This window comes from Stenotrophomonas sp. G106K1, from assembly GCF_037969685.1.
Taxonomy (GTDB): domain Bacteria; phylum Pseudomonadota; class Gammaproteobacteria; order Xanthomonadales; family Xanthomonadaceae; genus Stenotrophomonas; species Stenotrophomonas lactitubi.
In genome coordinates this window covers 110,098-129,741 of the sequence record NZ_JBBPFR010000010.1, presented here as the reverse complement: position 1 = coordinate 129,741, position 19,644 = coordinate 110,098, and the positions used below count along the sequence as shown (strand labels likewise).

General features: G+C 67.2%; 18 protein-coding genes and 1 other RNA gene. 12 read left to right on the top strand and 7 right to left on the bottom strand.

What is annotated here, in order from left to right; translation table 11 throughout:
• Positions 1–3 precede the first annotated feature (3 nt).
• On the top strand, positions 4–513 hold the full coding sequence (locus WKB25_RS11360) for a fimbrial protein (RefSeq protein WP_340570701.1): 510 nt from the start codon (positions 4–6) through the stop codon (positions 511–513).
• A 94-nt stretch (positions 514–607) separates the two neighbouring features.
• Here WKB25_RS11360 and WKB25_RS11355 read toward each other — a convergent pair whose 3' ends face one another.
• The 5 genes from WKB25_RS11355 to WKB25_RS11335 all read right to left on the bottom strand — a co-directional run bounded on the left by WKB25_RS11355 (position 608) and on the right by WKB25_RS11335 (position 5,705).
• Positions 608–1,018, bottom strand: a complete 411-nt coding sequence (locus WKB25_RS11355) for a hypothetical protein (RefSeq protein ID WP_340570699.1) — start codon at positions 1,016–1,018, stop codon at positions 608–610.
• Between the two features lie 506 nt (positions 1,019–1,524).
• On the bottom strand, positions 1,525–2,910 hold the full coding sequence (locus tag WKB25_RS11350) for an FAD-linked oxidase C-terminal domain-containing protein (RefSeq protein ID WP_340570697.1): 1,386 nt from the start codon (positions 2,908–2,910) through the stop codon (positions 1,525–1,527).
• Complete coding sequence (locus WKB25_RS11345) at positions 2,907–3,515, bottom strand: metal-dependent hydrolase (RefSeq protein ID WP_340570695.1); 609 nt, start codon at positions 3,513–3,515, stop codon at positions 2,907–2,909. Before WKB25_RS11345 ends, WKB25_RS11350 begins: the two co-directional genes overlap by 4 nt.
• Before the next feature lie 110 nt (positions 3,516–3,625).
• On the bottom strand, positions 3,626–4,018 hold the full coding sequence (locus tag WKB25_RS11340; RefSeq protein WP_265952805.1) for a YraN family protein: 393 nt from the start codon (positions 4,016–4,018) through the stop codon (positions 3,626–3,628).
• On the bottom strand, positions 3,984–5,705 hold the full coding sequence (locus tag WKB25_RS11335; protein WP_340570691.1) for a penicillin-binding protein activator: 1,722 nt from the start codon (positions 5,703–5,705) through the stop codon (positions 3,984–3,986). The genes WKB25_RS11340 and WKB25_RS11335 overlap by 35 nt, the downstream gene beginning before the upstream one ends.
• A gap of 81 nt (positions 5,706–5,786) precedes the next feature.
• Between WKB25_RS11335 and rsmI the strand changes: the two genes are divergently transcribed.
• Together rsmI and rnpB are read left to right on the top strand one after the other, a co-directional pair.
• Entirely contained in the window at positions 5,787–6,605 is an 819-nt protein-coding gene (gene rsmI, locus WKB25_RS11330) for a 16S rRNA (cytidine(1402)-2'-O)-methyltransferase (RefSeq protein WP_176021781.1), read from the top strand.
• 166 nt (positions 6,606–6,771) lie between these two features.
• An RNA gene (gene rnpB, locus WKB25_RS11325) (RNase P RNA component class A) lies at positions 6,772–7,123 on the top strand.
• 128 nt (positions 7,124–7,251) lie between these two features.
• Here rnpB and WKB25_RS11320 read toward each other — a convergent pair.
• Together WKB25_RS11320 and WKB25_RS11315 are read right to left on the bottom strand one after the other, a co-directional pair.
• Positions 7,252–7,731, bottom strand: a complete 480-nt coding sequence (locus WKB25_RS11320) for a DM13 domain-containing protein (RefSeq protein ID WP_340570687.1) — start codon at positions 7,729–7,731, stop codon at positions 7,252–7,254.
• A gap of 865 nt (positions 7,732–8,596) precedes the next feature.
• Positions 8,597–9,385: an NRDE family protein gene (locus tag WKB25_RS11315; protein WP_340570685.1), complete on the bottom strand. Its 789-nt coding sequence runs from the start codon at positions 9,383–9,385 to the stop codon at positions 8,597–8,599.
• Positions 9,386–9,709: 324 nt separating this feature from the next.
• On the opposite strand from WKB25_RS11315, the gene mraZ reads away from it, so the two are divergent.
• From mraZ to murG, 9 genes are read left to right on the top strand one after another with little or no spacing between them, the layout of a single operon-like run.
• Positions 9,710–10,156 carry a division/cell wall cluster transcriptional repressor MraZ gene (gene mraZ / locus WKB25_RS11310; protein ID WP_025876601.1) on the top strand — a complete coding sequence of 149 codons (447 nt, stop codon included), beginning with the start codon at positions 9,710–9,712 and terminating at the stop codon, positions 10,154–10,156.
• A gap of 14 nt (positions 10,157–10,170) precedes the next feature.
• A complete protein-coding gene (gene rsmH / locus WKB25_RS11305; protein ID WP_025876600.1) occupies positions 10,171–11,139 on the top strand; it encodes a 16S rRNA (cytosine(1402)-N(4))-methyltransferase RsmH in 969 nt (322 codons plus the stop codon).
• A complete protein-coding gene (gene ftsL / locus WKB25_RS11300) occupies positions 11,136–11,399 on the top strand; it encodes a cell division protein FtsL (protein WP_025876599.1) in 264 nt (87 codons plus the stop codon). The genes rsmH and ftsL overlap by 4 nt, the downstream gene beginning before the upstream one ends.
• Entirely contained in the window at positions 11,396–13,240 is a 1,845-nt protein-coding gene (locus tag WKB25_RS11295; protein ID WP_340570683.1) for a penicillin-binding protein 2, read from the top strand. Before ftsL ends, WKB25_RS11295 begins: the two co-directional genes overlap by 4 nt.
• Positions 13,237–14,745: a UDP-N-acetylmuramoyl-L-alanyl-D-glutamate--2,6-diaminopimelate ligase gene (locus WKB25_RS11290; RefSeq protein WP_340570681.1), complete on the top strand. Its 1,509-nt coding sequence runs from the start codon at positions 13,237–13,239 to the stop codon at positions 14,743–14,745. The genes WKB25_RS11295 and WKB25_RS11290 overlap by 4 nt, the downstream gene beginning before the upstream one ends.
• Positions 14,742–16,136 (top strand): UDP-N-acetylmuramoyl-tripeptide--D-alanyl-D-alanine ligase, encoded by a 1,395-nt coding sequence (gene murF / locus WKB25_RS11285; RefSeq protein ID WP_340570680.1) that lies wholly within the window; start codon positions 14,742–14,744, stop codon positions 16,134–16,136. Before WKB25_RS11290 ends, murF begins: the two co-directional genes overlap by 4 nt.
• Entirely contained in the window at positions 16,126–17,211 is a 1,086-nt protein-coding gene (mraY, locus tag WKB25_RS11280; protein ID WP_303637919.1) for a phospho-N-acetylmuramoyl-pentapeptide-transferase, read from the top strand. The genes murF and mraY overlap by 11 nt, the downstream gene beginning before the upstream one ends.
• Positions 17,211–18,530, top strand: a complete 1,320-nt coding sequence (ftsW, locus tag WKB25_RS11275) for a putative lipid II flippase FtsW (protein WP_340570676.1) — start codon at positions 17,211–17,213, stop codon at positions 18,528–18,530. The genes mraY and ftsW overlap by 1 nt, the downstream gene beginning before the upstream one ends.
• On the top strand, positions 18,527–19,615 hold the full coding sequence (murG, locus tag WKB25_RS11270; protein WP_340570674.1) for an undecaprenyldiphospho-muramoylpentapeptide beta-N-acetylglucosaminyltransferase: 1,089 nt from the start codon (positions 18,527–18,529) through the stop codon (positions 19,613–19,615). The genes ftsW and murG overlap by 4 nt, the downstream gene beginning before the upstream one ends.
• The last annotated feature ends 29 nt before the right edge of the window (positions 19,616–19,644 follow it).

Here is a 19,644-nt window from a genome sequence, read left to right as displayed (position 1 = left end):
ACCATGTCCCGTTCCCTTCTTCAGGTGATCGCGGTGCCGATGCTGTGCCTGATTGCGTCGACTGCCGGTGCCCAGGCCACGCTCACCATCAGCGGTCGCGTGCTGCCGGGCACCTGCACGCTTGCAGCCCCGGCGATAACGCTGGACCCGGTGAAGGCCGATGAGATGACGCCAGGTGCCGCCAACAGCGTGAAGGCAGGTGCGTTGAACTTCACCGGCTGCGTGGGCGTCAGCCGCGCGCGCCTGTCGTTCGACGGCACGGCCGCCGACGGTGATCCGGAGCGCTGGAAGAACACCGCAGCCACTACGCCAGCAACGGGCGTGACGGTCGCGCTGCTGGCTGGCGCGAGCGGCAACACCTATCTGAAAAATGGCGACGCCGACATTCCGGTGGCTGTCTCTGGTGCGACGGCCTCTTATCCGCTGCGGGCGGGTTACTTCATCCCCAACACCAGCGGCATCAACGCTGGCAACATCTCCACCGAGATCGTGGTGACTGCTGCCTACGATTGAGTGCCGATCCGGTCCTGTAGAGCCGAGCCATGCTCGGCTGCTCTTCGATCAGGATCCAGGCAAGCCGAGCATGGGCTCGGCTCTACAAGTGCCGCTATGCAGCCCGCAACTGCACATCCACATACTCGGCCAGCCCTCGGCAGGCCAACAGCAACCCCTCGCGCACGTCATCGCCCACCTGCTGCCCCTCGTCGCCATCCACGCGCACACGCTCGATGGCATGCAGCAGTTCCAGCAGCAGTGTCAGCCCGGCATTGGCGCGGTCAATGCGTGCCATCGCGATGCCATGGCCCTGATTGCGGCTTTTGCATGGCCAGGGTCGGCCGTCGGCGGCTTCAACCTGACGAATACACTGCAGACTACCAAGCAGGGTGATGCCCTCGTCGGCGTGGGCGCCCATCGTGCTGCCCAAGGTGGTTTCCAATGCCTTTGCCAGGTCGTCCGGCAGGCGTTCGACCGCGTCGCCCAGGGTGGCGAACAGATAGGGATAGAGTGAAGAAGTCATGGCGGCGTCCTTGAGTACGAAGCAAGGGGCCGCCCTCGCGCTGGGCAAGGGCGGCGGACGGTGCGTGGTTGCAATACCGGTGGCAAAAACGCGAAACGCCGGCGGGCACGAAGCCCCCACGCACCGCCCGCCATAGATGCACGGACGGATTGCCTGCCGACGCCGCCCAACAAGGAAAAAGCGACGCCGACAGGCAAGCGTAAACAACGTCTTTGCCAAACGGGATTGCAAGCCCGTGCCACCCGTTGTCGGTGGCACGCCATGATGTGCACGCACGTGCTGCCATACCAATCAGAAAAGTTTCAATTTCGAAAACGTTGTGGTCGGCATGTGTCGAAGCAACGAATATGCGGAGCGGTATGATCGCGTCATCCTGCGCTATGCCTGGAAGCGGTAGCACCGGTTTGCATGCAAGGGCGCGATGCGCGGCAAGGTCCGCAGCCACCGGGGGGCGCGCCCATGGGCAGATCCCTGCGCGTGCGGAATTCTGCACCCGTTGCGTTGAGTCACACCGGCGGCAGCACCTTGCCCGGGTTGAGAATCCCATCCGGGTCCAGCGCAGCCTTGATCGCGCGCATCGCCGCCAGCGTCGCAGGGGTGAATGCCTGCGCCATGAAATCGCGCTTGGCCAAGCCAATGCCATGCTCGCCCGACAGCGTGCCGCCCAACGCCAGCGTCAGTTCGAAGATCTTCGGCAACGCGGCATTCGCGCGTGCGTTCTCGTCGGCGTCGTCCGGGTGGTAAAGGATGTTGACGTGCAGGTTGCCGTTGCCGGCATGGCCGAAGGTGACGATGGTCAGCGCGTACTCGCGCGCCAATGCCTGCACGCCGGATACGAGTTCCGGAATGCGCGACACCGGCACCACCACGTCTTCGTTGATCTTGCCCGGGGCGACGCTGCGCAGTGCGGGCGACAGCGCCTTGCGTGCGGCCCACAATTGATCGCGCGCGCGGCCTTCCATCGCTACGTCCAGCTCGATCATGCCGTCGCCCTCAGCGGCGGTCGCCAATGCCTGCAGCAGGTAGGGCAGGGTGTCGTGGTCGCCGTCGGCCTCGACCAGCAGCATCGCGCCGGCCTCCGGCACGTCGGCACCGTTGAGGCGCAGCAACTGCAGGCTGCGTGCGTCCATGAATTCCAATCGCGTGGGAACGACCGGCTGCGACATCAGTCGCGATACCGCAGCGGCGGCCGCGTCTGCATCGCGGTACAGCACGCGCAGGCCCGCCTGGCTGACCGGCAACGGGGTCAGTTTCAGCGTCGCTTCCACGATCAGCGCCAGCGTGCCTTCACTGCCCACCAGCAGATGGGTGAGGTCGTAGCCGGTGGCATCCTTGGTGTAGGCGCCGCCGCAGCGGATCACCTCGCCGGTACCGGTCACCGCCACCAGGCCCAGCACGTTGTCGCGGCTGGTGCCGTACTTCACCGCGCGCGGGCCGCCGGCATTGCAGGCCAGGTTGCCGCCAATGCTGCAGATCTCTGCACTGGAAGGATCGGGCGCCCAGAACAGGCCGTGCGGTGCCAGCGCCTGCTGCAGCGTTCCATTGAGTACGCCCGGCTGCACCACGGCACAGCGGTCACCGGCGCGGATCTCGACGATGCGGTCCATGCGGGTGAACGACAGCACGATGCTGCCCGGTAGTGGCACCGCGGCGCCGGTGGTGCCGGTGCCTGCGCCACGCGCAACCAGTGCCACGCCGTGCGTGCGGCAAGCGCGTACCAGCGCCTGTACCTGTTCGATATCTGCCGGCAGTGCCACAGCCATCGGACGTTGGTGGCGCCAGGAGTTGTCCTGCGCGTTCGCCTCCAGCGCGCCGTCATCCATGCGCCAGCCATCGGCACCCAGCAGGGCGGACAGTTCGGCAACCAATGCGGCGGGCAGGGCAGTACTCATGACGGGTCTCGTGGGGCGGCAGGGGCGGGTTGAATCAGTTTCCAGGCAACAACGGCGCCGGCCAGCGGCAGCCAGACCCAGCGCAGTTCAGAGAGCAGGGTGGCGATACCGCGCGCGCTGAAGAACTGCGGCGCGAAGGGTGAAACGCGGATCGGCCGCCACGGGGCGAAGAAGCGTTGTTCGCTCCACGGCCAGGCCAGGGCAACGCCAAGGCCGCCGGAGGTCATTGCGTCGAGCAGGGGATGGCTGGCGGCGCAGATGAAGACGAATGCCGCCGCCTGCGTGGTAGCTGCCAACCTTGCCGCCTGTGTGGTGGGTGCCAACCTTGGTTGGCACGAAAGCGCCGACCAAGGTCGGCCTCTACCAACGCCAGGCGCCAGCGCCGCCACCATGGCCAGCACGCAGGCAAACAACAACGAATGGCTGGCACCGCGATGGCCGAACGCATCGGCATAGGGAATGTGCAGGGCGAACGCCAGTACATCGGCATCGGGCAACATCGCGGCGACCACACCGGCAGCCAGCAGCCACGCAGGAATGCGGCCACGATCCGCGGCGCACCACAGCGCCAGCGGCACAGCAGCATGGGTGATGATCGAAGGCATCAGTCACGCACCATGGCAGTGCCGGCCAGGCTGCGCTCTGGTAGGTGCCAACCTTGGTTGGCACAGAAGCGCCGACCAAGGTCGGCCTCTACCAAAGCGGACGGTACCCATCAGCAATCATCCAGCCGGAACGCATCGCGCAGCCAGTTCAACTGCGGCGGTTCACCCGTGGCTTCCACCACATCAAAGCGGCAGGGCGCATCGGCCAGCGCGGGATTGTCCTGCAGGTACAACAACGCGGCATGGGCCACGCGCCGGCATTTGCGCACATCCACCGAGGCAGCGCCGCCACCGAAATCGGATCGCGCGCGGTAACGCACTTCCACGAACACCACGGTGCCAGCATCATCCATCACCAGGTCCAGTTCACCGCCGCGATAACGCACGTTGCGCGCGCGCGGCAACAACCCGGCCTGCTGCAGATGCTGCTCGGCGGCGGCTTCCACCGCCGAGCCACGTTGCAGGTGCTCAGCGACCACCGGCGATCGGCATCGGCCGGCCACCGCTGAAGGTCGACCATGCCGGCTGGCGCAGGATGTTGCCGTTGCTGTCCAGGTACAGCGTGCCGGTGGCGCCGTCCAGGCCGCCTTCGGTGGCCAGCTTGTCCAGGTAGGCACTGATCTTCCACGCATCGGCGCCGAAGGCGAACAGGCGGCTGGCCGCGCCGCGCGCGCTGGGCAGGGTCTGCGCAACCTGGGCAGCGGACGGCACGCCGGACACGCTGCGCACGTTCCAGGCTTCGTTCGGGTAGATGATGCCGTCCAGCGCTACGTCTTCTTCGACCTTGCCGCTGCCGGTGGTCAGCTGCGAGGTACCCACGCGGGTGGCGCCACCGGCACCGGCCAGCGCCAGCTGTGGCGCCAGCAGGCGGGCCTGCGGTGCACGTACGGCCAGGAACACGGCATCGACCGCGCCGGCGTTGCGTACCTGCGTGCTGACATCACCCACCGTTTCGCTGACCGCGATGGTGGCGGCGACGCTGCCGCCGCGCTGGGCAAAACGTTGTGCGAACGCGGCAGCGGCGCGGCGGCCGGTGTCGTCGCTGCTGTTGATCACCAGCGCCTTGCTGCGCTCGCGGCCACGCATGTATTCGGCGGCGACGATGCCGTCGTCTTCCGGCGCCAGCGAGAAACCGGCACTGCCGGCCGGCGGTGCATCCTTGCCGCGGTTCAGGCCCAGCACCGGCACCGGCAGCTGCTGGCGGCCATACACGGCATCCACTTCGTCGCGGCCGAGCGGGCCGACCACGAAGTCGGCACCGGATGCCACGGCCTTGTCATAGGCGGCCAACGCACCGGCCGGGGTACCGGCGGTGTCGAAGAAGTTGACCTCTGGACGACGGCGGGTTTCGCCGTAGTAGGCACTGAGCAGGCCATCGCGCACCGGCTGCGCGGCGGTGGCCAAGCGACCGCTGAGCGGCAGCAGCACGGCCAGCTTGGCCGGCGGGCGGTAGCCATCGCTCATCGCCGGCGGGCGCTTGCTGGTGTCGAACTGGGCGGCGCCATCGCGATCGAACGGGCGCGGCAGCGGCAGGCCGCGGGCGATCAGCGCACGGCCTGCAAAGTTGTACAGCGGGTCATTGGCCGGCAAGGCGGCGGCGCGGCTGCGCAGGGTGGCATCGTCGAGGGTGCCGAGCAGGCCGGAGATGGCCGCCTGGTTCTCGCTGCGCGCGGCACCGGTCAGGCTGGCATGCGCACGGGCGCGTTCGGTGGCGGCGCCGAAGGCATCGCCGGTGGCCTGCAGGGCATTGGCGCGGGCCAGCGACCAGCGCGTGCGCAGGCTGGGGTGCACGTTGTCGCCATGATCCTTCAGCAGGGCCAGCGCCTGCGCCGGCTGCTTGTCGGCCAGCGCCAGCTCGGCACTGGCCAGCTGGTAACGCTGCAAGCTGGCACCGTTCACCTGGCGGGCGGTCACCTGGCCCAGCAGGCTGCGCGCGCGCGCGCTGTCGCCGGCCAGATGCCAGGCCCAGGCCGCATCGGCCAGGGCGTTGCTGCGGGCACCGCCCCGCAGGGTGGCGGCCAGCGCTTCCAGTTGCAGGGCGGCGTCGCGCGGCTTGCCTTGTTCGATCAGCGCCAGCGCCTGGCTCTGGGCCGGCGATTCGGGCGCGCTGATGACGCTGGTGGTGGCGCAACCGGCCAGCAGCATCAACGACAGCGACAGGGCAGAGATGCGTGCGGCGGGCTTGTTCATGATCGGGTCCATGCGATGAGGGCAGCGGCCTTGGCCAGGTACACGCTAGGATTCTACCCTTGCCCCGTGAGTACCGCTGAAATGAGTGTCCCAACCCTGTATGTCGTCGCCACGCCGATCGGCAACCTGGCCGATCTGAGCCCGCGCGCGCAGGAAGTGCTGCGTTCGGTGGCGGCCATCTGCGCCGAGGACACCCGCCGCAGCGGCCAGCTGCTGTCCCATTTCGGCATCCAGCAGCCGCTGGTGGCCCTGCACGAGCACAACGAAGAGGCGCTGGCGCAGCGGCTGGTGGCGCGTCTGCAGGCGGGCGAATCGCTGGCGCTGGTCAGCGATGCCGGCACCCCGCTGGTCAGCGATCCGGGCTTCCGCCTGGTGCGTGCGGCGCGCGCGGCCGGCATCAAGGTCAGCCCGATTCCCGGCGCCTGCGCTGCCATTGCCGCGCTCAGCGTGGCCGGCCTGCCCAGCGACCGCTTCACCTTTGAAGGCTTCCTGCCGGCCAAGGCCAGCGGCCGCCGCGACCGCCTGCAGGGCCTGGCCGGCGAAGTGCGCACGATGGTGTTCTACGAATCCTCGCACCGCATTGCCGAATCCCTGGCCGACATGGCGGCGATCTTTGGCGGCGAGCGCCCGGCCGTGCTGGCGCGCGAGCTGACCAAGCTGTTCGAGACTGTGCTGGACGGCGACCTGGCCGGGCTGCTGGCGCAGGTGGAAGCGGACGACAACCAGCGCAAGGGCGAGTTCGTGGTGATGGTGCAGGGCGCTGGTGATGATGCCGAGGCGCAGCTGGCGCATGGCCGCCAGGTCTACGCCAAGCTGAGCGAGCACCTGCCGCCGTCGACCGCGGCCAAGCTGGCGGCCGAAATGACCGGTGCGCCGCGCAAGGCGTTGTACGGCAGTTGAGCGGAGTTGGGTGAATCGCAGCCACGCATGGCGTGGCTCTACTGCGGTGCGGGTGGATCCACGCCATTGCGTGTGCACGGTAGATCCACGCCATGCGTGGATGGATGAACCGCGCGCCGTAATCAACCCGGCAGGGCAGGTCCACGTGCGGTAGAATGCGCGCGGCGGAGTCGGCCAGACAGTCGCGTCATCCCTTCGGGGGTGCCGAGGAAAGTCCGGGCTCCATAGGGCAAGGTGCCAGGTAACGCCTGGGCGGCGCAAGCCGACGGAAAGTGCAACAGAAAGATACCGCCTACGTCTTCTTCGGAAGGCCGGTAAGGGTGAAATGGTGCGGTAAGAGCGCACCGCGAGTCTGGCAACAGACCGGTACGGCAAACCCCACCTGGAGCAAGACCAAATAGGGATCCATTGGCGCGGCCCGCGTTGGATCCGGGTAGGTTGCTTGAGCGTTGCGGCGACGTAACGCCTAGAGGAATGACTGTCCACGACAGAACCCGGCTTATCGGCCGGCTCCGCCCCTTCATTCCATCCACGCATGGCGTGGATCTACCAGGTAGTGCCGGCCGCTGGCCGGCAACCTCTTCATCTGCAGACGCATCGTGCAGTTGCCGGCCAGCGGCCGGCACTAACCGGATGATGACCGGCCTCAGCCCGGCTTCCGGTACTGCCCGGCGGAAATGAACTGCGAGAAGTGCTCGCACCACACCACCACGGTGGTGAACTCATCCACGTCCACATCGGCCGGCACCTCCACCAGGAAGCGGTTGAAGGTCTTGACCTCGCCGATGCGCTGGGCCTTGTCCTTGATCTTCAGGAAGTCGGCCTTGTTGTCGACGAAGTCGTGGACCAGATACACCTTGTAGTCCGGACCGGGGCCCATCTTGCCGTCGAAGGCGACCTGGCGGGCGCTGACGCTGACCTTGCCTTCGGCCCAATGCACCGCGTCACTGCCTTTGAGGTCGCGACGGAAGGTGGTGCGATAGGTGGCGTCGGCCATCGCGGTCTGTACCTGCTCGACCGGCGGATCATCAGGGGCGATCAGGATGGGCAGGAAATACACGCCCAGGCCGAAGCCAAGGCCGAGGGTGAGTACGTGGGTGGCGACAAGAACGAGGATGCGGCGCATCGATGACTCCCTGTGGATCGAAAGCGCGCGGGGGGACCGCGCCAGGTCATCGTGGTGCGGTGGTCGGAATATTCATAGACACAGAAAAAGGGCACAGGAGGCGAGTAAGGGCCGCATCCTTGCTATTGCCAGGCCGGAATGGCTGGTGCGCGTCTCCAACGCGGCCGAAGCGGTGCGGGCAACGCGGTGCATCGTAGGGCCCAAGGCGACAGATTGCTGAGGGCTGCGGCGAGTGATGGGTTGCGTCCGGTCGACAACGTTCAACTGTCGCAAACCACTCTCCAACGTTCACCTCAGTTCCCTTCCTCAGGGGGCGTTCACAGTTGCAGCAATCGCAGTGAAAGCCTGTGGCGCAAGCATCTGCATCGTACGCGCGCCAATGGCGATGGCTTGCTCATGAAAAAGAACACTTGGTGCTCTTTACGGGTATGGCTGGTGACGTAAAGGTGTGGCTGCTCTATCGGCTGTGTCTGATTACTACAGGAGTAACACACCATGTCACCTGCCACTGTTCGCCTGCTTGTGGGCTACGTCGCGGCCCTATGGTTCGGCTTCGCACTCGCCTTGTACCTGCTTCCCCTTATTGAGACGGGCAGCGACTTCTGCCGCCGCGGTGTGCACTGCGATCTCACTCCGCCTCACTTGCAGTCAACGGCGGCCTTGGGCGAGGCGTCCAGTGCTGAAAGTGATGTTCCCGTCCCTTTGAATCAAGGCGCGGGCGGGCGTCTGACCCTACAGGGGCGCTTCAAATGTCTGAGGACCCAGCCGTCCCATCCGTGCCGGATTCTGCATTGATCCAGTGCAGGTGCCTGCGGAGCAGGGGCCAGAGCTGGCCAAGCGTGCTCTTTCGGTTTCAGCAGAGCAGTCAGAACGTGACGCTGCCATCGCCGACGAAGGCGCCTTGCGGCCCAAAGCGGCGCTCGTGGATTTCGCCGTGGCCGTTCGCATCAATCAGCAGCACGGTGCTGGCGCGGGTGCCGTAATCGTCGCCGCGGATGAAGGCGGGGCTGAGCCAGCGTTCGCGCTCCAGGCCGATGCCGGTATCGGGCAGGTCGCTGTCGGCCGGGCGATGCTCGTCGGCCAGGGCCTGCCAGAGTGGGGTCAGGTCTGGGGCCAGAGCCCTTTGCCGTTGGGAAAGGGGCCCGCCCCCGTCTCGTTCCAGCCAGGCCGACAGGGCGTCCATCAACCGTCGGGTCTTCGGCCAGGGCGCGTCGATGGCGCCATTGGACATGCCATGTACGCCGGGGCCAAGCGTCTGCCGCTCGGCCGGGTGGTTGCCCAGGTATTCCAGGCTGTTGTCATCGGCCAGCAGCAGGTTGAACGGGGCGTAGGCCGCGGAGATTCCGGCCAGACGTTCCATATGCGTACCCGCCGGATCGCGGCCGCGCAGGTAGTCGGCCACCAGGGCGCCACGTGACGGCCCGGTCTGGGCAGCCTGCGGATCACGCACGTTGGTCACCACCGCCATCCGGCCGCCGGCACCGACGCCGGCCCAGCCGCCGCCGGAGCGCAGGTCGCGCCCACCGATGATGGACGTCTCATCCTGCCAGGGGGCCAGGGCCGCGGTGGGGCGGGCGTGGAACTCATCACGGTTGCCGGCCATGACCAGCCGCCAGCGCGGGTGGTGCAACCAGCCAAGAGCAAGCAGGCACATGGGGCCATTGTGCCCGGTTTGCGCAGAGCGGCGCTGCTTTCGGGCCGTTGTGGATGAATGCGCAGGCCATGTTTCACGCGCTCTCCACACCCCTGAACTTCCGTTCAATCTCAAAAATTGAGACGGATCAGCAACTTGTGGATAAACCTTGAACAACTCTCTAAACATCGGCGCAAGCCATTGATGCGGCTGGCGATTTCCCTGCTGAAAAGTTGTTGACAACCCTTGGGCCGCTGCTAAGGTGGGCATCAGAGGGAAATCCGGGTGTTTTGTGGATTTTCGTGGTTCAATGTTTCACCGGGCGAAGGATAAGGTGCAGGCGTCGTGTTCCAGGGCGAGACGGCCATCACAGTTGACGACAAAGGACGCATGGCGGTTCCCACCGCTCACCGCGACCTGGTTGCGCGCGTCAGCAACAACCGTCTCGTGCTGACCTACAACCCCTTCGAGTCCGGCTGCCTGTGGCTGTATGCCGAGTCGGAATGGGAGCGGGTACGCGACGACGTCATGTCCAAACCCAACACACAGCGCGTCGTACGTCTGCTGCAGCAGAAGCTGGTCGGTTCAGCCGCCCACCTGGAGCTGGACGGCAACGGTCGCATCAGCATTCCCGCCAGCCACCGCGGTGCGGTGGGCATTGAGAAGAAGGCGGTATTGCTCGGTATGGGCGACAAATTCGAATTGTGGAGCGAGCAGGCGCATCGGGCCCTGATCCAGCAGACGTTGTCTGATGAGGATCTGGGTGATGGGTTGCTCGACCTGAAGTTGTGAGCCGGGGTGCCCGGATGCGCCCAGAAGCGCAGACCGGTCACCTTCCGGTGTCGCAGTCGCCGGCGGTGCATCTGCCGGTCCTGTACACCCAGGTCCTGGAAGGCCTGAGGGTGATCGAAAACGGACGTTATCTGGATGGCACGTTCGGTCGTGGCGGTCATGCACGTGGCGTGCTCACCCAGCTCGGTCCCGAGGGACGCCTGCTGGTCATGGACAAGGATCCGGAAGCCATTGCCGTTGCCGAGCGCGATTTCGCGCCGGACCCGCGCGTGTCGATCTTCCGCGGCAGCTTCGCCCAGCTGCTGCAGTGGAACGAGACCGCCGAAGGCCTGGACGGCGTGCTGTTCGACCTTGGCGTGTCCTCGCCGCAGCTGGATGTCGCCGAGCGTGGCTTCAGCTTCGGCAAGGACGGCCCGCTGGACATGCGCATGGACCCGGACAGTGGCGAAAGCGCTGCGCAGTGGATCAACCGCGTGGAAGATCGCGAGATCGCCGACGTGCTGTGGACCTACGGCGAAGAGCGGCAGAGCCGGCGCATCGCCCGCGCCATCGTGGCCCGCCGTGAGAAGCAGCCGTTCACCCGCACCGCCGAACTGGCCGAGCTGATCGCCTCGGTGATGCCGCGTGGCAAGGACAAGATCCACCCGGCCACGCGCAGCTTCCAGGCCATCCGCATCCATATCAACCGCGAACTGGCCGATCTGGAAGCCGGGCTCGATGCGGCGGTGGAGCGCCTGAAGCCCGGTGGCCGGTTGGCGGTGATCAGCTTCCACTCGCTGGAAGACCGCATCGTCAAGCAGTACATGAACCGCCTGGCCAAGGCGCCGCCGGCCAACCGCCGGCTGCCCGAAGCGCAGGCATTCGTGCCGACGCTGGACCTGATCGGTGGCGCCATCAAGGCCACCGACGAAGAGCTGGCGATGAACCCGCGCGCCCGCAGCGCGGTGCTGCGTGTGGCCCAGAAGCGGGAGGCCGATGCATGAGCCGGCTGCTGCTGATCATCCTGTTGGCCTGCACCGTGGCCTCGGCGATCGGCGTCGTGTTCGTGCGTCACCGTCACCGGCAGACGTTCATCGAACTGTCGCGCGCCGAGCGCGCGCGCGATGACCTGAACATCGAATTCGGCCGCCTGCAGCTGGAGCAGGCGACCCTGGCCGAAGCCAACCGCGTGGACAGCATCGCCCGCGAAAAGCTCGGCATGAAGTTCCCCGAGGCCGCCGACGTGGTGGTGGTGCGCCCATGAGCAAGACCGGCCGCAACCGTCCCCGCAACGCCTTCAACCTGCGCCAGCGCCTGCGCTGGGTAGCCCTGGCACTCGGCCTGTGCTCGGTGTCGCTGGTCGGTCGTGCCGCCTACGTGCAGATCATCAACAGCGACTTCTACCAGCGCCAAGGTGAAGCCCGCTACCTGCGCGAGCTGCCGATCAAAACCTCGCGCGGCATGATCACCGACCGCAACGGCGAGCCGCTGGCGGTGTCCACGCCGGTCGCCTCGATCTGGGTCAACCCGCAGGACCTGCTGCGTTCGCCCGAACGCATCCCCGAGCTGGCACAGGCGGTGGGCATGTCGGTGGACGAGCTGAGCAGCCGCCTGTCGCAGAAGTCGGACAAGGAATTCATGTACCTGCGTCGCCGGATCAATCCGGACGAGGCAGAGCGCGTGGTCGCACTGAAGATTCCGGGCGTGGCGGCACAGCGCGAGTTCCGCCGCTTCTACCCGCAGGGTGAGGCGATGGCGCACGTGCTGGGCTTCACCAACATCGACGACCGCGGCCAGGAAGGCCTGGAGCTGGCCTTCGACGAATGGCTGCGCGGCAAGCCCGGCGGCAAGCGGGTGATCCGCAACCGCAAGGGCGAGACGGTCGAGAGCGACCTGCTGCGCGCCGCCGAGCCGGGCAAGGACCTCACCCTCAGCATCGACCGCCGCATCCAGTACCTGGCCTTCAAGGAACTGCGCAACGCGCTGGTGGCCAACAAGGCGGCCGGTGGCTCGATGGTGATCATGGACGTGACCACCGGCGAGATCCTGGCCATGGTCAACCTGCCGACCTACAACCCGAACTCGCTCAACGGCGCGGTGCCGGACACGCGCCGCAACCGTGCGGTGACCGATCTGGTCGAGCCGGGCTCGACGATGAAGCCGCTGACCATCGCCACCGCGCTGCAGGCCGGGGTGGTGACCAAGGACACCGTGATCGATACCAACCCGGGCTACATGCAGGTTGCTCGCTTCACCATCCGCGACGTGCCGCGCAACAACGGCGTGCTGAACGTCACCGGCGTGATCACCCGCAGTTCCAACATCGGCGCGGCCAAGATCGCCGCGAAGATGCCCGACCAGGTGTTCTACGACGGCGTGCGCCGCTTCGGCTATGGCTCGGTGCCGCACAGTGGCTTCCCCGGCGAGTCCGGCGGTGTCGTGCGGCGCCCGGCCAACTGGGACGGCGCGACCAAGACGACCATGTCCTACGGCTATGGCCTGAATGTCACGCCGCTGCAGATCGCCACCGCGTACTCGGCGCTGGCCAACGGCGGCAAGCTGATCGCGCCGACCTTCGTCAAGGGCCAGCGCAACGAAGGCCAGCAGATCATCGACGAGAACGTCGCCAAGCAGGTGGTGGCGATGATGGAAACGGTGGTCACCCAGGGCGGCGCCAAGCAGGCGGCGGTGCTGGGCTATCGCGTGGCCGGCAAGACCGGTACCGCGCGCAAGACCGGCCCCGGTGGTTACGAGCGTGGCCACTACAACGCGCTGTTCGCCGGCGTGGTGCCGGTCACCAATCCGCGTTTTGCCACCGTCATCGTCATCAACGATCCGCAGGGCGGCAAGTTCTACGGCGGCCTGGTGTCGGCGCCGGTCTATCACAACGTGATGGAAGGCACCCTGCGCCTGATGGACGTGCCGCTGGACGACCTGCAGTCGTGGCTGGCTGCCCAGCAGTCCGGAAAGATCGGTCATTCGGCCTCGGTACTGCCGGTGCCGCCGGCCGAAGCCGCACTGCCGGTGGATGCCGCCGCTGAATTCGATGCCGCGCTGCCCAGCGCGCAAGCCCATGTGCCACCCGCTACGGGAGGCACGCAATGAGTCCTTCGATGTTGCTTTCGCAGTTGCTTCCGGACGTGGCCCTGGCGGGCCCTGATCCCGTTCTGACCGGCCTGGTGCTGGACAGCCGTGCCGTGCGCCCCGGCAATGCCTTCGTCGCCATTGCCGGTTTCGGCGCGCATGGGCTCGGCTTCGTCGAGCAGGCACGCGCAGCCGGTGCCGGTGCGATCCTGTTCGAGGCGCCTGCACCGGCCGACCTGCCTGCGCCGGCCGATGCCATCGCCGTGCCGGGCCTGCGTGCGCGGCTGGGTGCGATGGCCGACCAGTTCCATGGCGCGCCTTCGCGGGCGATGACCATGGTTGGCGTGACCGGTACCAACGGCAAGACCTCCACCGTGCAGCTGCTGGCCCAGGCCTGGCACCTGCTCGGTACGCCCAGTGGCAGTATCGGCACGTTGGGCGCCGGACTTTATGGTGCGGTCGAGCCGACCGGTTTCACCACCCCGCTGGTGTTGCAGATGCATGCACTGCTGGCACAGCTGCGCGACGACGGCGCGCGTGCGGTGGCGATGGAAGTCAGCTCGCATGCGCTGGACCAGGGCCGCGTGGACGCCGTGCACTACGACGTGGCGGTGTTCACCAACCTCACCCGCGACCACCTTGATTACCACGGCGACATGGCCAGCTACGGCGCGGCCAAGGCGCGGTTGTTCCATCGCCCGGGCCTGAAGGCGGCGGTGATCAATCTCGACGATGCGTTCGGTCGCCAGCTGTTTGCCGGCCTGCCGGCGGGCGTGCAGCCGGTCGGCCTGAGTTCGCGCGGTGCCGACGGCGCCAACGTGCGCGCCGACGCACTGCAGCTGGATGGCCGCGGCATCGGTTTCGGGCTGATCATCGACGGCCAGCGCGCTGCGGTGCAGTCGCCGCTGCTGGGCCGCTTCAACGTGGACAACCTGCTGGCCGTGGCCGGCAGCCTGCATGCGCTGGGGCATCCGCTGCCGCGCATCGCCGAGGTGCTGTCGGCGCTGCAGCCGATCCGTGGCCGCATGAACCGCCTCGGCGGCGAAGACGGCCTGCCGACCGTGGTAGTCGACTACGCACACACCCCCGACGCGCTGGAACAGGCACTGGACAGCCTGCACGGCCACCTGCAGGGCACGCTGTTCTGCGTGTTCGGCTGCGGTGGCGAGCGCGATACCGGCAAGCGCCCGCAGATGGCTGCCATTGCCGAACGCCTGGCCAACCAGGTCATCGTCACCGACGACAACCCGCGTGGCGAAGATGGCGACGTGATCGTGGCCGACATCCTGGCCGGCTTCACCGATGCCTCCACCGTGACCGTGCAGCGCAACCGCGCGCGTGCGATCGGCCTGGCGGTGAAGCGTGCCGGTGCCGGCGACATCATCCTGATCGCCGGCAAGGGCCATGAGCCGTACCAGGAAGTGAATGGCGTGCGCCATGACTTCGACGACACCGAAGTGGCCGCTGCTGCACTGGCCGCCAAGGTCGGCGTTCTAGCAGCACAGGCCGGGGAGGGCGCGGCATGAAGCGCACCCTGCTTTCGCTGATCGCGCACTGGGCCGGTGGCGAGATCCACGGCGACGACGTGGCCATCGACGCCATCAGCAACGATACCCGCAGCCTGGGCCCGGGCAGCCTGTACGTGGCGCTGCGTGGCGAACGCTTCGACGGCCATGACTTCGCCGCTGACGCGCAGGCACGTGGCGCCAGCGCGCTGCTGGTCGAGCGCCTGCTGCCGCTGGACCTGCCGCAGGTGCTGGTGGCCGACAGCGAGCGCGCGCTGGCGAAGATCGCCGCCGGCATGCAGCGCGACCGTGCCACCGAACTTTTCGCCATCACCGGCAGCAACGGCAAGACCAGCGTGAAGAGCCTGCTGCTGGCGATCCTGCAGCAGGTGGCCCAGCACGCGCACAAGGTGGTCTACGCCAACCCGGGCAACCGCAACAACGAGATCGGCCTGCCGCTGGCAGTGATCGACGCACCGGAAGATGCCGACTATGCCGTCTACGAGATGGGCGCCGGCAAGCCGGGCGACATCGCCTACCTGACCGACATCGCGCGCCCGCGCTATGCCCTGGTCAACAACATCGCCCCGGCCCACCTGGAGCGGATGGGCAGCCTGCTTGGCGTGGCCGTGACCAAGGGTGCGATCTACGCCGCACTGCCGGCCGATGGCGTGGCGGTGATCAATGTCGACGACGCCTACGGGCGCTGGTTCGAACAGCATTTCATCGGTACCCCGGCACGTTGCCAGGTGCTGCGCTATGGGCTGGAACACACCGCCGACGTCACCGCGCGCGACATCCGCGCCGGTGCGCAGGGCAGCCGCTTCACCCTGGTCACGCCGATGGGCGAGGCGGGCGTGGTGCTGGGTCTGCCGGGCCGCCACAACATCAGCAACGCACTGGCCGCCGCCAGCCTGGCGCTTGCGGCAGGCATCGAGCTGTCACTGGTCGCCACCGGCCTGGCCGAAGCGCAGCCGGTGCCGGGCCGCCAGATCGCCCATCAGCTGCACAACGGCGCGGTGCTGGTGGACGACAGCTACAACGCCAACCCCGGTTCGCTGGCCGCCGCCATCGACGCGCTGGCCGCCGCACCGGAAGAGGGCTGGCTGGTGCTGGGCGACATGCGCGAGCTGGGTGCCGATGCCGAGGCGCTGCATGCACAGGCGGGTATCCGCGCGCGTGCTGACGGCCTCAAGCGCCTGTATGCACTGGGCCCGCTCAGTGCCGCCGCTGCCGCCGCGTTTGGCGAGGGCGGACGTCATTTCACCACCCATGACGCGCTGTCGCAGGCGCTGAAGGACGAGCTGCACGCCGGCGTGCGCTGCCTGGTCAAGGGTTCCCGTGGCAGCGCCATGGACACGATCGTCAAAGCGCTGCTGGCGCAAGGAGAGGAATCCCCGCATGTTGTATGAACTGGCTCGATGGTTGCAGCAGTTGGAGAGCCTGTTCGGGCTGTTCAACTACCAGACGTTCCGCGCCATCCTTGCCGCGTTGACGGCGCTGTTCCTGTCGCTGTGGCTCGGCCCGGCGATGATCCGCAAGCTTGCCCAGTTCAAGGGCGGCCAGCCGATCCGGACCGATGGTCCGCAGACCCATTTCTCCAAGGCCGGTACGCCGACCATGGGCGGTTCGCTGATCCTGCTCACCGTCACCCTGTCGGTGCTGATGTGGGCTGACCTGCGCAACCGCTACGTGTGGCTGGTGCTGGCGGTGATGCTGTGCTTCGGCGCCATCGGCTGGTACGACGACTGGATCAAGATCGTCCGTCGCGACCCGAACGGCCTGAAGTCGCGCTGGAAGTACCTGCTGCAGTCGATCTTCGGCCTGGCTGCAGGCATCTTCCTGTTCCAGACCGCCGACGTGCCGGCGGCGCTGACCTTCTATATCCCGATGTTCAAGTCGGTGGCGCTGCCGCTGGCCGGCATCGGCTTCGTGGCCATCGCCTATTTCTGGATCGTCGGCTTCTCCAACGCGGTCAACCTGACCGACGGCCTGGATGGGCTGGCGATCATGCCGACCGTGCTGGTGGCCTGTGCGCTGGGCGTGTTCGCCTATGCCTCGGGCAACGTGGTGTTCGCCAACTACCTGCAGATCCCGCAGATTCCGGGCGCCGGTGAGCTGGTCATCATCTGCGCGGCGATTGCCGGCGCAGGGCTGGGCTTCCTCTGGTTCAACACCTATCCGGCCATGGTGTTCATGGGCGATATCGGCGCGCTGTCGCTGGGCGCGGTGCTGGGCACCATCGCGGTGATCACCCGCCAGGAACTGGTGCTGGTGATCATGGGCGGCGTGTTCGTCATCGAAACGCTGTCGGTGATGATCCAGGTCGCCTCGTTCAAGTTGACCGGCAAGCGCGTGTTCCGCATGGCGCCGATCCATCACCACTTCGAGCTGAAGGGCTGGCCGGAGCCGCGCGTGATCGTGCGCTTCTGGATCATCTCCGTCGTGCTGGTGCTGATCGGCCTGGCCACGTTGAAGGTACGCTGATGAACGACCTGTCGCACCAGGCAACACGCCTTGAGGCCATCGGTGGCAGCTACGACAAGTGGCTGCTCGGCGCGATGATCGCGCTCACCGGGCTGGGCGTGGTGATGGTCGCGTCCAGCTCGATCGCGTTGATGAGCAGCCCGTTCTACTACCTCAACCGCCACCTGATCTTCCTGGCGGTCGGCATCGTGCTGGCCATCATCGCCGCGCGTACCGAGCTGAAGACCATCGAGCAGTACAACCAGATGCTGCTGCTGGGCTGCTTCGCGCTGCTGGTGGTGGTGTTCGTTCCCGGCCTGGGCAGCAGCGTCAACGGCGCTCGTCGCTGGATCAACCTGGGCATCTCCAAGTTCCAGACGGTCGAAGCGGTGAAGGTGCTCTACATCGTCTGGCTGTCCAGCTACCTGGTGCGCTTCCGCGACGAGGTCAACGCCACCTGGCCGGCGATGCTCAAGCCGCTGGGCGTGGCCGGTGCGCTGGTGGTGCTGCTGCTGCTGCAGCCCGACTTCGGTTCGTCCACCCTGCTGCTGGCGATCACCGCCGGCATGCTGGTGCTGGGCGGGGTGAACATGCCGCGCATGTCGATGCCGGTGGTGATCGGCCTGGTGGGCATGAGCGCGCTGGCGATCATCGAGCCGTACCGCATGCGCCGCATCACCTCCTTCCTCGACCCGTGGGCCGACCAGCAGGGCGACGGCTACCAGCTGTCCAACGCGCTGATGGCGGTGGGCCGCGGCGAGTGGACCGGCGTCGGCCTGGGCAATTCGGTGCAGAAGCTGTACTACCTGCCCGAGGCGCATACCGATTTCATCTTCTCGGTCACCGCCGAGGAGTTCGGTTTCCTCGGTACCTGCGTGATCGTGGCGCTGTACGCACTGCTGGTCGGCCGCACGTTCTGGCTGGGCATGCGCTGCGTGGAAATGAAGCGCCACTTCTCCGGCTACATCGCCTTCGGCATCGGCCTGTGGATCAGCATGCAGACCTTCGTTTCGATCGGCGTGAACCTGGGCATCCTGCCGACCAAGGGCCTGACCCTGCCGCTGATTTCGTCGGGTGGTTCGTCGGTGCTGATGACCTGCGTGGCAATGGGCCTGTTGCTGCGCGTGTCGTATGAGCTGAAGCGTGCCGAACGCCGCCAGGCCGTGCGCATGGGCGCTGTTGACGAAGTTGCAGGCCCGGCTGCCGCCGAGGCGTCAGCTGCACCGGTGGCGAAGAACGTGCCGATGGCCGCCGAACCGGCTGCGGCCGAGCCGGCCGCCGTGCGCGGCACCAGCCGCCTGCAGTCGCGCGTCGAACCTACCTTCGGGAGGCTCGGATGAGCGCAGTCCAGAACAACGCCCGGCCGGTGATGATCCTGGCCGGTGGTACCGGCGGGCATATCTTCCCGGGCCTGGCCGTGGCCCGCGTGCTGCGCGCGCGTGGCGTGCCGGTCACCTGGATGGGTGCTGATGGCGCCATGGAAACCCGTCTGGTTCCGCAGCACGACATCCACATCGATACGCTGGCCATCACCGGTCTGCGTGGCAAGGGCAAGCTGGCCCTGCTGGCTGCGCCGTGGCGGTTGATGCGCGCGCTGCGTGCCGCCGGCCTGATCATCCGTGATCGCCAGCCGCGCGCGGTGGTCGCTTTCGGTGGCTTCGCCTCCGGCCCCGGTGGCATGGCCGCGCGTCTGCACGCCCTGCCGTTGATCGTGCACGAACAGAACCGCGCGCCGGGCCTGACCAACCGCATCCTGTCGCGCTACGCGCGCCGCCTGCTGACCGGGTTCCCGGACACTTTCGCTGCACGCGAGGAGTTCGTGGGCAACCCGGTACGCGCCGAAATCGCCGCCGTCGCGCCGCCGCAGCAGCGGCTGGCCGATCGCAGCGGTCCGCTGCGCCTGCTGGTGCTGGGCGGCAGCCAGGGCGCACGCGCCCTCAACAGTGGTGTGCCGCAGGCACTGGCCGCGCTCGGCGCGCAGGTGCCGGTGGTGGTGCGTCACCAGAGTGGCGAGAAGCTGCATGCCGAAGCGGTGGAGGCCTATGCCAAGGCCGGCGTGCAGGGCGACGTGACGCCGTTCATCGCCGACATGGCCGAAGCCTTTGCCTGGGCCGATCTGGTGGTGTGCCGTGCCGGCGCGTCCACGCTGGCCGAACTCTGTGCGGTCGGCATCGGCAGCGTGCTGGTGCCATTCCCCGCTGCTGTCGACGATCACCAGACCCGCAATGCGGAGTATCTGGTCGAGCGCGACGCGGCCGTATTGCTGAAGCAGGACGAAACGCTGGCAGACGGCATTGCCGCGCTGCTGCGTGATCTGTCCGAAAATCCCGCCCGCCGCATGCAGATGGCGCAAGCCGCGCGTGCCCTGGCCAAGGTCGATGCCGCCGAGCGCATCGCCGATATCATTCTCGAGGAAGCTGTATGAAGAAGGCACGCTCCAGCGCCTGCCCTGCG